The sequence below is a fragment of the Arthrobacter sp. KUASC02 genome (assembly GCF_059739395.1).
The window spans coordinates 1,097,709-1,110,392 of sequence record NZ_AP046053.1 but is presented as its reverse complement, the minus strand read 5'-3'; the positions used below and the strand labels follow the sequence as shown (position 1 = coordinate 1,110,392).

The window sequence follows — 12,684 nt, the reverse complement described above, 5'->3', positions numbered from 1 at the left end:
CGCTAGCTGAGTCCGCTCTTGATCTCGTCGATCGACTTCTTCGCGGCCTCCTCCGGGCTCAGCCGGCCGAAGTGGACCTCGGTGACGAAGCGGGTGAGGATTTCCGAGGCCGGGCTGGAACCTGCCGGCGGGACAACAGGGGCGTCGCCCACTTCATCCGCAATGTCGTTGATGAAGGTGGCCGTGGCGGCGTCCGCCGGGCTGAGTTTGGGCTGGATGGCGTCGCGCACCTCGGAGTTGCCGGGGATGCCGCGGTCAGCCAGCGCGATCTCGCCCGCATCGACGCTGTTCGCCAGGAAATCGATGAACTGCTGTGCCTCTTTCGGGTGCTTGGTGCGCGAGCTCGCGGACCAGAGCTGGGACGCCTTGTAGTACTGCTTTGCCGACTTGGCATCACCGTCCGTGCTCGGCGGCCGCTTGATCTCCAGGGGCTGGCCGGAGGCCTTGGTCAGGGCTCCCAGCTGGTTGGACCACAGCCACCCCATGGCGAACTTGTTGGTGGCCAGGCCCGTCTGGTCCAGCGATGCGCTGGCCTCTTCAGTCATGACGGAGGCGGGCGGCACCGATTTGGCGTCGCGGAGCCCGGCCTGGAACTCGAAGTAGGACGTGGCGTCGGACTCATCGAACCCCAGCTTCCCGTCCGCGGTGAAGAGGGACTTTCCATGCTGCCGCAGCCAGAGATTGAAGGAGGCGTCTCCGGTGATGGGCCCGGATCCGTAGGTGCCCGCCTTGCCTTTGGCTGTGATGTCGGCGGCCGTCTTCTCGTAGTCCTGCCAGGTCCAGGACTGGTCGTCCGGCAGCGGCACGCCGCTGGCGGAGACCAGCGAGGGGTTGGCCAGCACCACCAGTGCATTCATTCCCGCCGTCACGGCAAACTGTCCGTCCGGGGTCTTCCCCGCGTCTGCCGCAGCCTTGTCGAATTTGGACAGGTCCACGTCCTTGAGGTCCAGCAGCGCCCCGCGCTTGGCATATTCACCCAGGTACTGGAGGTCCATCTGGATGACGTCCGGAGCCTGCTGCGAAGCCACCTGGGTGGCGAGCTTGTCCCAGTAGCCGGACCAGTCCCCGTACTCGCCCTCAACCTTGATGTTGGGGTTCTTGGCCTCGAACGCGTCAATCAGCTTCTGCGTCATTTTGTGCCGGACATCCGAGCCCCACCAGGTAAAGCGCAGCGTCACCGGGCCGCCGGCATCGGACTGGGCACCGCCTCCGCAGCCGGAAAGGGTCAGCGCGAGGGCGGCCGCCACTGCCGCAATCTTGGGAGTCCGGGATTTTAGGGCGCGAAAAATCATTCGATGTCCTCTTCGACGGGTGGAGTGAAACGAGCGAGAAAACGCTTTCTCACTTACCCTAAATGTGTGCCCGGTCACAGTCAATGCCCTGTCGCAGTCAATGCGGATGCGGTGCCGGTTTTGTCCGGCTCGAGGGACTACGGCGGTCGATGGCTCGGGTTAGCTGGCGAAAGACACGTCGCCGGACCGCCGCCTGGCAGTCAGCCACAGCAGCAGCCCGATGACTGCAGCGGACAGCATTCCGAGCGCGCCGGTCACCACCAGTCCGGTCCTGACGCCGAACTCTTCCGTTAGCCAGCCGGCGAGCAGCCCGCCAAGGGCGTGCCCGCCCAGCAGCAGCGGCAGGTACAGGGCAAGGACGCGGCCCCGGACTTCCGCTCCGACTTCCAGCTGGACGGTGGTTGCCGCGCTGGTCAGGAAGAGCAGCGTCATCACCCCCACCAGCACCAGCATGGCCACAAACAGCTCCTGCGTCGGCATCAGGGCGGCCACCAGCTGGGTGAGGCCGAACAGCCCCGCGCTCACCACGATTCCGCGGCGCCCCAGGGTGCGGAGCCGCGCCGCCAGCAACGCGCCTGCCAGGGCACCGCCGGCACTGAACGTGTTGAACATGCCAAAGCCGGCGGCGCCGCTGTGCCAGACGTCGCTGGCGAACGCCGCAAGCACCACGGGTCCGTTCATGCCGAACGCGCCGAGGAGCCCGGCCAGCAGCATCACCAACAGGAGGGACGGCCGGTGGCGCACGTAGCGGAAGCCGGCCAGGACCTGCCCGCGCCCGCGGAGGGGCGGTTCGCTGGGGTGCAGCTGGGAGGTCCTGATGGCGATGATCATGCCCAGTACCGCCAGGCACACCAGCGCGTTCGCGGCAAAGGCGGCAGCCGAACCCGCCCTGGCGATCAGCAGGCCGCCGAGGGCGGGGCCCACCATCGCGCCGAGCTGGCCGATAGCGTTGTTCAGGCCGATCGCGGGTCGCAGGGCGGCATCCCCCACCACCTCGTTGACGAAAGCCTGGCGGGCCGGGCCATCCACGGCGGACGTGACACCCAAGGCCGCACAGCAGGCGTATACGGCCCAGACGGTGATCCCGCCGCCGGCATCCAGGACGGCGAGGGTGAGGGCCAGGAGGGCGGTGACGGACTGGCAGATCAGCAGGATGCGGCGCTTCGGGAAGAGGTCCACCAGCACGCCGCTGAGCGGGCCCACCACCAGCATGGGCAGGAACTGGAGCGCCACCGCCACGCCCACGGCCGCGGGGCTTCCCGTCAGCTGCAGGACCAGCCAGTCCTGGGCCAGGCGCTGCATCCAGACGCCCGTGCTGCCGGCCAGCTGAATGGCTACGAACAGGCGGTAGTTGCGCTGGGCCAGCGGGTGGTACCAGCGCGGCGGCCGTTCTAATCCTGGCGCAGCTGCCGGCGCTGAACGTTGTCCTGAACCATGTCCTGAACTTTGTCCTGGACCTCGTTCGGGGGCTTGGAGGGACTCTTCGGACGGGTGGCGCTCGGAAGTCACGTCTGGCTCAACTCGGTTGTGAAGGGGACCTGCTGGGACGGTGTGGTGCTACGCGCGCGCCGCGCGCATCTTGACTGCGGCCGCGGCCAGGACCAGGGTGCCCGGCACCACGACGAACAGGGCTGCCAGCATCCACACAAACACCACGGCGGCGAAGAGCGCGGCGGCCAGCAGGAGGGAGCCGGTCCAGTCGCGGACCGAGAGTGCCTTCGCGGCTGCCAGGGCGGACGGCCAGCCGCGCCCGGGCGCCTGGCCGCCCGCAAAGTCCGACCACGCTGCTGCGGTGCGCAGCAGCAGGATGGCTCCTGCGGCCGCCAGGACGACCGTGGCCGGCAGGACAACGGAGCTGCCCGGCAACTGCCCGGCCGTTGCGAGCAGGAGGTTCAGGACAACCACGACGGCGGCTGCCGCCGTCGTGATTCCCAGCTTCCAGCTGCCCGGCAACGCCGAGCGGAACGTGCCCCAGAGGCCGCGGACTGAGTCATCCCTGCCCGAGAGGTGCCGCTCGAGGTGGGCGATCCCCGCCGCATACGCGGCGGGGATCGTCACCAGCGGGATGGACAGCACCAGCACCAGCAGTCCGGCCAGCAGGGTCTCGGAAAACAGGGCGAAGCGGTTGACCGGGATCGGTTCCTCGCGGCCGGACGCGGGTGTGGTGCTGTCCACGCCGTCAGCCCTTGAGGCCCTGGGTTGAGACGCCTTCAACGATGTAGCGCTGGAAGACCAGGAAGAACACCAGGACGGGAAGGAGGGCCATCACGGACATGGCGATCATTGCCCCGTAGTCAGAGGACTGGGTCTGGTCCACGAAGAGGCGCAGCGCCAGCGGCAGCGGATACTTCTCCGGGGAGTTCAGGTAGAGCAGCGGGCCCAGGAAGTCGTTCCAGCTCCAGATGAAGGAGAAGATCGAGGTGGAGATCAGCGCCGGTTTCATCAGCGGAAGCATGATCGAGGTGAAGATCCGCACGTGCCCGGCGCCGTCGATGCGGGCCGCCTCGTCCAGTTCGGCCGGAAGGTTCCGCATGAACTGGACCATCAGGAACACGAAGAACGCGTCCGCGGCCAGGAACTTGCCGATCAGCAGCGGAACGTAGGTGTCCACCAGGCCCAGCTGCTGGAAGACGATGTACTGCGGAATGATCACCACGTGGAAGGGCAGCAGCAGGGTGGCAATCATCATGCCGAAGAAGATGCTGCGGCCGGGGAACTTGATCCGGGCGAAGGCGTAGGCCGAGACGGACGCGGAGAGGATGGTGCCCACCACGGCGCCGACGGCCAGGACCAGGGAGTTGGTGAAGAACTGCAGGGTGGAGACCCCGCCGATCCCTTCCATGGCCGTGACGAAGTTGTCGAAGCTGAAGTTGCTGGACCACAGGGAGGTGTTCGACCCGCCGATTTCGGCGTTCGGCTTGAAGGACGAGGCGATCATCCAGAGCGCCGGATAGAGGACGACGGCGGTCAGTGCCAGCGCCACGATGTGGAAGATGACGCTCTTGGCGCGTTTGGCGCCCGCTGACTCGGACTTCGGGTTGTACACGGGCGCCGGGGCTTCGGCTGCCTGCTTGACGGGTTTCGGCTGTGTGGGTGTTGCCATGGTTGTCATTTCGAATCACCGCTGTAGTGGACCCAGGATTTGGACGTGCGGAAGAAGATCAGCGTGATGATGCCGACGACGATCACCAGGAGCCAGGCCATCGCCGAGGCGTAGCCCATCCGGAAGTCGCTGAAGCCCCGCAGGTACAGGTAGAGGGTGTAGAAGAGGGTGGAGCCGGCCGGGCCGCCTTCACCATTGGAGATGATATAGGCCGAGGCGAAGATCTGGAATGCGTGGATGGTTTCCATCAGCAGGTTGAAGAAGATCACCGGGGAGAGCATGGGCCAGGTGATGTTGAAGAACTTCCGGACCGGACCCGCGCCGTCCATCGACGCCGCTTCGTAGAGGTCGGCCGGGATCTGCTTGAGGCCGGCGAGGAAGATGACCATCGGGGCGCCGAACTGCCAGACGGTCAGCAGGATCATCATCGGCATGGTCATGGAGGGGTTGCCCACCCAGCCGCCGAGGTTGATGCCGAAGAAGGACAGGCCCTGGTCCACCGGGCCGGAATCGCCGAACATCGCCTTCCACACGATCGCGATGGAGACGGACGCGCCGATCAGGGAGGGGGCGTAGAACGCCGAGCGGTAGAAGCCCTGCCCCTTGCGCTTGCTGTTGAGCAGCATGGCGATGGCCAGTGCGGCGGCGAGCTTCATCGGGGTTCCGAAGACCACGTAGGACACGGTCACGCCGACCGACTGCAGGAAGCGTTCGTCCTGGAACAGGGTGGTGTAGTTGTCCAGCCCGATCCACTTGGGCGGATCGAACAGGTTGTAGTTGGTGAAGGACAGGTACAGCGAGGAAATCATCGGCCCCACGGTGAGGGCGATGAATCCCAGCAGCCAGGGCAGCAGGAAGGTGTAGCCGGCGCGGGCGTCCGCGCCCCGCTGCCGCGACTTGCGCGGCAGCGGGGGCGTGGACGACGCCGAACGCCTGTTCAGGGTTGGGCTTTGAGTCATGTCTATATTCCGTCAGTTGCGAGTGTCGGGCGGACAGTAAGCGGATCAGGAATTCTGCTTGATGAGGTCTTCGGCTTCCTTGAACCACGCATCGGCTGCGCCGTCCACGGTCACCTTGCCGAAGTTCAGGTCGGAGCTGATGCGCTTGAAGGAGGTTTCGAGGGTGCCGAAACCGACGATGGGCGGCTCGGGGGCGTCCTTGAGGTACTTCTCGATCGACTTCTCGTAATCGACCACGAGCTTGTCGGTGCCTTCGAACGTGGTGCCGTCACGCTGGGTCTTGGAGGCCGGGACACCGCGGGAGGTCTTGAAGATCTGGCCCACCTCGGGATCGTTGACCATGAAGTCGATGAACCGGGCGGCCGCGTCCTTGTACTTGGTCTTGGCGCTGGCCACCATCAGCATGGAGGGCTTGAGGAACAGGCCCAGGTTGTCCGGGTCATCGGAGGGTACCGGGACGAGCTTGAGTTCCTTGGCGCCGCTGTCCGCGAGGTAGCCGGCCATGAAGTTGTCCCAGGTGACTTCGGTGGCGGTCACGTTGGAGCCGAACGGGGACTTGGGGGCGAGCTGGGTGGTGCGTTCCTCGGAGACGATGGCGGGGGTGCCGCGCAGGTCCTTGGTGAGGTTCCACCACTTCTTCATGTCGTCCTTGGTGAAGCCGAGCTTGCCGTCCCCGGTGAAGGCTTCGATGTTGTTCTGGCGCAGCCAGATGTTGAACATCCACCAGACGCCGGTGTAGTCGGTGGAGCCGAAGAGCGCGCCGTTGCCCTTGGCGCCGACCTCGGTCAGGAACTTGTTGAATTCGGCGTAGGTCCAGTTGCCGTCCGGCTCGGCGATCCCGAGTGAGGCCACCTTGGCGGGATCGTAGTACACGGCGAAGGCGTTGGTGCTGGTGGGGATGCCGTAGGTCTTGCCCTTGATCTGGCCGGAAGGCAGCAGCGACTTCTCGAAGGCATCCGTGTTGATCTTCACGGTGCCGAGGTCCAGGAGCTGGTTCCGCTGGCCGTAATCGCGGAGGTAGGAGAGATCCCACTGCATGACGTCCGGGAGGCCGCCGCCGGCCGCCTCGGTGGCGCGCTTCTGCCAGTAGCCTGCGAAGTCGGAGAAGTTGCCCTTGACTTTGATATCCGGGTTTTTGGACTCAAACAGGGCGATCGCCTTGCGGGTGCGCTCTGCACGGTCGTCGTTGCCCCACCAGGTGTAGTTGATCGTGACCGGGTTTGACGCGGAACCAGTCTGCGCCGGAGCGGACTGTCCGCAGGCCGCCAGGACAGCGGCAGATGCGGTGCCTAGTGCCACGGTGGTGAGGAAATTCCGTCTGTTGATCATAAGAGCCTCCTTGCTCGGTTGTGTAAGCGCGATTCCCTGTGATTCTCTACAACGAGAGTAGTGATCTGGCTTACACGCTTTCTGAAACGATACAATATCCCCATTCCCAGATTTGGGCAAGCGTTTTCCAAACATCTGCTTTCATGCCATGATCGTGCACCAGCATCGACGAAGGAGTCCCATGTCATCCCAGCAAGAATCCACCCCGCCACCGGTGTGGAACAGCCTTGAAGGCATTGCCTTCGGAGGCGACTATAACCCGGAGCAGTGGCCGGTCAGCACCCGGCTGGAGGACCTGGAACTGATGAAGGAAGCCGGAGTCACCTTCCTCAGCGTCGGCATCTTCTCCTGGGCGCTGCTGGAGCCCTCCGAGGGCGAATATGACTTCGGCTGGCTGGACGAGGTCCTGGACAACCTGGCGGCGTCCGGCATCAAGGTGGCCCTCGCAACCGCCACGGCAGCTCCCCCGGCCTGGCTGGTGCGCAAGCACCCGGAAATCCTCCCGGTCACGGTTGACGGCACCGTGCTGGGACCCGGCTCCCGGCGGCACTACACGCCGTCGTCGGCCGTCTACCGGCGGTACGCAACCGGCATCACCAGGGTGCTGGCGGAACGCTACAAGGACCACCCGGCACTGGCACTGTGGCATGTGGACAACGAGCTCGGCTGCCACGTTTCGGAGTTTTACGGTGACGAGGACGCCGCCGCCTTCCGCCGCTGGCTTGAACAGCGCTACGGAAGCATCGAGGCGCTCAACGCCTCCTGGGGAACGGCGTTCTGGTCCCAGCATTACGCCTCGTTCGAGGAGATCCTGCCTCCCGGCGTGGCACCGTCCACGCTCAACCCGGGCCAGCAGCTGGACTTCCAGCGCTTCAGTTCCTGGGCCCTGATGGACTACTACCGCACCCTGCTCGGCGTGCTCCGGGAGGTGACGCCGGAGGTGCCCGCCACCACCAACCTCATGGTGTCCAGCGCCACCAGGTCCATGGACTACTTCGACTGGGCCGGGGACCTGGACGTGATCGCCAACGACCACTACCTTGTGGCCGCCGATCCGGAACGGCAGATCGAACTCGCATTCAGCGCCGACCTCACCCGCGGCGTTGCCGGCGGCGACCCGTGGATCCTGATGGAACATTCGACGTCGGCCGTCAACTGGCAGCCGCGCAACCAGCCGAAGATGCCGGGCGAAATGCTGCGCAACTCGCTGGCGCATGTGGCCCGCGGCGCGGACGCCGTGATGTTCTTCCAGTGGCGGCAGAGCTTCGCCGGCTCGGAGAAATTCCATTCCGCCATGGTCCCCCACGGCGGCCGGGACACCCGGGTTTTCCGGGAGGTGGTGGGGCTCGGCTCCGCGCTGCGGAAACTGGCGCCGGTGCGCGGATCCCGCGTGGAATCGCGGGTGGCCATCGTGTTCGATTACGAGGCATGGTGGGCCAGCGAAATTGACTCCAAACCCAGCGTTGACGTGAAGTACCTGGACCTGATGCGCGCCTTGCACCGCGCACTGGTCCTGCGCGGGATTTCGACGGATTTTGTGCACCCGTCCGCGCCGCTGGACGGTTACGACCTGGTGCTCGTGTGCACCCTGTACAACGTCACCGACGCCGCCGCAGCCAACATCGCCTCGGCTGCGCGGGCGGGGGCGACGGTCCTGGTCAGCTACTTCAGCGGCATCGTTGACGAACAGGACCACATCCGGCTCGGCGGGTACCCGGGCGCGTTCCGTGACCTGCTGGGCGTCCGGGTGGAGGAATTCCATCCGCTGCTGGCCGGGTCCTCCGCCAAACTGAGCGACGGCGGCGTCGGAACAGTGTGGAGCGAGCACGTCCATGTGGCGGGCGGGGCTGCCGGTGAAGACGCCACAGAAGTCCTGGCGACATTCACCGAATACCCGCTCGACGGCGTTCCGGCCCTCACGCGGCGCCCGGCGGGCTCCGGATCGGCATGGTACCTGGCCACCTTCCCGGACCGGGACGGCATCGAGTCACTGGTGGCCCGCCTGGTCGCGGAGTCGGGAGTTTCCGCGGTGGCCAACGCGGACCAGGGCGTCGAGTTGACCCGGCGCCGCACCGCCGACGGCACCGGCTTCGTGTTCGCCATCAACCATTCCCGCGCCGACGCCAGGGTGGAGGTGGCCGGGACCGAGCTGCTGTCGGGCGAACGGTTCACGGGATCGGTTCCTGCCGGCGGCGTGGCGGTGGTCGCGGAGGACTGATCCCGCACCGAACTGGCATTTCGCGGCAGTGCCGGCTCCCGGCATTGCCGCGAAATGCCATCTGGAAGCGCACGCAGAAGTGCCCCCGCCCGAATCATCGGATGGGGGCACTTCGGCAGGACCTGCTAGCTGATGGCTGACTTCATCTCGTCAACCGCCTTCTTGCCGGCTTCCTCGGTGGACAGCCTGTTGAAGAGGACCTCCGAGGTGTACCGCTTGACGATCTCCGCGATGGCGCCGGCTCCCTTCGGCGGCGGGGCCGGGGCTTCACCGAGCTCGTCCTTGATCTGGTCGATGAACTTGACCACCTTGATGTCGGCGGGGGTCAGCTTGGACGCGATTGCTGCCCGGACCTCGGAGTTCGGGTACACGCCGCGGTCAGCCAGGAGCGTTTCGCCGGCCTTCGTGTTGTTGGCCAGGAAGTTGATGAACTTGGCGGTTTCTTCCGGGTGCTTGGTGCGGGACGACGCGGACCAGAACTGGGAGGCCTTGTACCAAAGTTTGGCGTCGGCGGAGGTGCCGGTCTTGGACGGGAACCGCAGGATCTGGAGTTCTCCGCCCGCAGCCTTCTCCAGGGCCGGCAGCTGGTTGGACCACCAGAAGGCGAGCCCGTTCTTGCCCGTCGCCAGGCCGCTCTGGTCCAGCGGCGCAGCTTCGGCCTCAACCACCTCGGAGGCTGAGGGCACAGCCTTCTTCTCACTGAGTTCCTTCAGGAACGCCCACCACTCGGCAATGTCGCCCGGCTCGAAGCCCAGCTTGCCGTCGTTGGTGTACAGCGACTTGCCGTTCTGCCGAAGCCAGACGCCGAGCGAGGCTTCGTCCGTGCCGTAGGCTGCAGCGCCGTAGGTGCCCTTTGGCGACTTCGCGGTGACCTCGGCGGAAATGCGCTCGAAGTCTTCCCACGTCCACGTGCTGTCGTCCGGCAGTTCAACCCCGGCTGCCTTGAACACGGCGGGGTTGGCCAGGATGGTCGCTGCGTTGATGCCCGCGGCAATGCCTGTCAGGCCGTCCTCGTTCTTGCCGGCGTTGAGGGCCGCTTCGTCAAGCTTCGACGTGTCGATGTTGTACTTGGAAAGATCCAGGAGGGCGCCGCGGCTGGAGTACTCCGTGATGTATTTTTCGTCCATCTGGATGATGTCCGGGGCGTCGTTGGCTGCCACCTGGGTGGCAAGCTTGTCCCAGTAGCCGCTCCAGTCGCCGAACTCCGGCTTGATCTTGATGTTCGGATTCTCGGCTTCGAAAGCCGCAATCGCAGCCTGCGTCAGCTGCGCCCGCTTGTCCCCTCCCCACCAGGAGAAGCGGAGCTCGACTTTGCCGTCGGCGCTCTGCGGCGCCGCTCCCCCGCCGCAGGCACTAAGGGCCAGGACGACGGCGGCAGCTGCGGCGACTGCGCCGGTTCGGCGCAGCCTCCGTCCGGACTGGGCGGATGTTGCCTCTGCTGCACCACGACGGGCGGCTGAGGCAGGGCGGGAAAATAGCGGCACTTGATTCTCCGATCTTCTTTGATCTTGAAAGCGGATGGGGTTTAGGTACTGAGGGGTCTGGAAAGCCTGCGAATCTGGAAGTTGATGAGAAAACGCTTTCTCATCACTGAGAATACAAGCAAGGAACTTGTAATACAAGGTGTTTCGATGGACCAATTTGATGCCCGCCCCACGCGCCGGGGTGGGCGGACAACGAACATCCGCCCACCCCGGGGACTGCTGCACAGCTAACAGCCAGGAGCTACCGCAGTCAGCCGCGAAGGCTGCGCACGAAGGAAGGCTGCGCACGAATCACGGCCGGTGCACGGGCAGGCTTACTTGATGCCCGTGGTCGCGATTCCCTTGATCAGGAAGCGCTGGCCGAACAGGAACACGAGGAACACCGGCAGCAGGGACACGATGGACATCGCGAAGAGCGAGCCCCAACTGGTGGCCGACTGGGAATCCACGAAGGCCCGGAGGGCAACCGGCACCGTGAACATCTCCGGATCGGTCAGGTAGATCAGCGCGCCGAAGAAGTCGTTCCAGGTCCAGATGAACGTGAAGATGGTGGTGGTGGCCAGGGCAGGGACCATCAGTGGCAGGATGACCCGCAGGAAGATGCGCGGGTGGCCGGCGCCGTCGATACGGGCAGCCTCGTCCAGTTCCTTGGGAATCCCGCGGATGAACTGCACCATCAGGAACACGAAGAACGCATCCGTGGCCAGGAGCTTCGGCACAATCAGCGGCCAGAAGGTGTTCACCCAGCCGATCTGCGAGAACAGGATGTACTGCGGAACGATGATCACATGGAACGGCAACATGATGGTCAGCAGCATGACGCCGAAGAACAGCTTCTTGCCGCTGAACTGCAGCCTGGCGAAGGCGTAGGCGGCCATGGAGCAGGAGATCAGGTTTCCCAGGATGGAGCCGATCACCACCACCGCGGAGTTGAGCATGTAGTGGCCGAAGGGATGGGTCAGCGCGGACCAGCCGTCAACGTAGTTGCCCATCTCCAGGCTGTTCAGCCAGAGGCCCGGTTCGCGGAAGATCAGGTCATTGGGACGCAGCGACGAGACAACCATCCACAGCAGCGGGTAGATCATGATACCGCCGGTGAGGATCAGGACGGCATGCTTGGCCAGTGCCTTGATCCGGGCGCTGCGGCTGAAGGCCAGGGACCCGCGGGATTCGCGTTTCCGGCCGCCGCTCTTGAAGCTCGCGCCCTTCGTTTTTCCTCCGGCGGACGGCACTTTCTCCGGAGCCGGCTTGGTCTGTAGTTCAGTCATCGTAGAACACCCAATACTTTGAAGCGATGAAGTTGATGGCCGTGAAAGCGCCGATGATTACCAGCAGGAACCACGCCATCGCCGAGGCGTACCCCATGTCGAACTGGCCGAATCCCTTCTGGTAGAGGTAAAGCGTGAAGAACATGGTGGAGTCGGACGGTCCGCCGTTGCCTCCCGAGACGATGAACGCCTGGGTGAAGGACTGGAACGAGCCGATGATCTGCAGGACGAGGTTGAAGAAGATGATCGGGCTCAGCATGGGCAACGTGATCCGCCAGAACTTCTGCAGGGTGGTGGCTCCGTCGACCTCGGCCGCCTCGTAGTACATGTTGGGAATCTGGCGGAGGCCGGCGAGGAAGATGATCATGGGGCTGCCGAAGGTCCACACATGGAGCAGGATGATGGATCCCAGCGATGTGGACGGGTCCGAGATCCAGCCCGGCCCGGTGATTCCGAACATGGCCAGCACCTGGTTCACCAGGCCGGAGGTTCCGAAGATCTGCTTCCAGAGGATGGCGACGGCCACCGAGCCGCCGAGCAGGGACGGCAAGTAGAAAATGGACCGGTAGAACGGCAGGCCCCGCAGGCCCTTGTCCAGCACCAGTGCGATCAGCAGTGCAACGGCCAGCTGGAGCGGAACTCCGACCAGGACGTAGGTGAATGTTACGCGGAGTGAATTGTGGAGCCGCGCATCACCGAGCATGCGGGTGAAGTTGTCCAGCCCCACCCACTCCGGCGGCTGCAGGAGGTTGTAGTCCGTAAAGGACAGGTAGAGGGACATGATCATGGGGCCGACGGTGATGGCCACGAGGCCGATCAGCCATGGCAGCAGGAAGATGTAGGCGGCCTTGTTGTCGCGGCGGTTCGCGCGTTTTTCCTCGGGGGTGGCCGGCCCTTTGCGCCGGCTGATGGAGGACAGTTCGCTGATAGCGCTCATTGCCTCCCCCTCGGTTGACGGACGCCTGCCGGCGTCCCCGGGTGATGCTGTGCGGCCATGTGGTCTCCTTTGGTCATCGTGGCCTTCCACGGCG

The 12,684-nt window shown here is 65.0% G+C and carries 10 protein-coding genes; 1 reads left to right on the top strand and 9 read right to left on the bottom strand.

From position 1 onward, the window contains the following. Window positions 1-2 precede the first annotated feature (2 nt). The 6 genes from AC6JAC_RS05095 to AC6JAC_RS05070 all read right to left on the bottom strand — a co-directional run bounded on the left by AC6JAC_RS05095 (window position 3) and on the right by AC6JAC_RS05070 (window position 6,683). Complete coding sequence (locus tag AC6JAC_RS05095; RefSeq protein WP_497963673.1) at window positions 3-1,292, bottom strand: ABC transporter substrate-binding protein; 1,290 nt, start codon at window positions 1,290-1,292, stop codon at window positions 3-5. 159 nt (window positions 1,293-1,451) lie between these two features. Beyond that, complete coding sequence (locus AC6JAC_RS05090; RefSeq protein ID WP_497963671.1) at window positions 1,452-2,801, bottom strand: MFS transporter; 1,350 nt, start codon at window positions 2,799-2,801, stop codon at window positions 1,452-1,454. Between the two features lie 48 nt (window positions 2,802-2,849). Next, window positions 2,850-3,467, bottom strand: coding sequence for a hypothetical protein (locus AC6JAC_RS05085; RefSeq protein WP_028269963.1), 618 nt, complete (start codon window positions 3,465-3,467; stop codon window positions 2,850-2,852). A gap of 4 nt (window positions 3,468-3,471) precedes the next feature. Beyond that, window positions 3,472-4,404 (bottom strand): carbohydrate ABC transporter permease, encoded by a 933-nt coding sequence (locus AC6JAC_RS05080; RefSeq protein WP_028269962.1) that lies wholly within the window; start codon window positions 4,402-4,404, stop codon window positions 3,472-3,474. Beyond that, on the bottom strand, window positions 4,401-5,354 hold the full coding sequence (locus tag AC6JAC_RS05075) for a carbohydrate ABC transporter permease (protein WP_028269961.1): 954 nt from the start codon (window positions 5,352-5,354) through the stop codon (window positions 4,401-4,403). The genes AC6JAC_RS05080 and AC6JAC_RS05075 overlap by 4 nt, the downstream gene beginning before the upstream one ends. A gap of 45 nt (window positions 5,355-5,399) precedes the next feature. After that, window positions 5,400-6,683 carry an ABC transporter substrate-binding protein gene (locus AC6JAC_RS05070; RefSeq protein ID WP_028269960.1) on the bottom strand — a complete coding sequence of 428 codons (1,284 nt, stop codon included), beginning with the start codon at window positions 6,681-6,683 and terminating at the stop codon, window positions 5,400-5,402. 181 nt (window positions 6,684-6,864) lie between these two features. Between AC6JAC_RS05070 and AC6JAC_RS05065 the strand changes: the two genes are divergently transcribed. Further along, window positions 6,865-8,901, top strand: a complete 2,037-nt coding sequence (locus AC6JAC_RS05065) for a beta-galactosidase (protein ID WP_497963668.1) — start codon at window positions 6,865-6,867, stop codon at window positions 8,899-8,901. Window positions 8,902-9,026: 125 nt separating this feature from the next. On the opposite strand, the gene AC6JAC_RS05060 is transcribed toward AC6JAC_RS05065, so the two are convergent. The 3 genes from AC6JAC_RS05060 to AC6JAC_RS05050 form a co-directional block, all read right to left on the bottom strand. Further along, the gene (locus AC6JAC_RS05060) at window positions 9,027-10,385 is read right to left on the bottom strand and encodes an ABC transporter substrate-binding protein (protein WP_028269958.1); all 1,359 of its coding nucleotides are present in this window, start codon (window positions 10,383-10,385) and stop codon (window positions 9,027-9,029) included. A 314-nt stretch (window positions 10,386-10,699) separates the two neighbouring features. Continuing rightward, entirely contained in the window at window positions 10,700-11,653 is a 954-nt protein-coding gene (locus AC6JAC_RS05055; RefSeq protein WP_028269957.1) for a carbohydrate ABC transporter permease, read from the bottom strand. Beyond that, window positions 11,646-12,590: a carbohydrate ABC transporter permease gene (locus tag AC6JAC_RS05050; RefSeq protein ID WP_028269956.1), complete on the bottom strand. Its 945-nt coding sequence runs from the start codon at window positions 12,588-12,590 to the stop codon at window positions 11,646-11,648. Before AC6JAC_RS05050 ends, AC6JAC_RS05055 begins: the two co-directional genes overlap by 8 nt. Between the last annotated feature and the right edge of the window lie 94 nt (window positions 12,591-12,684).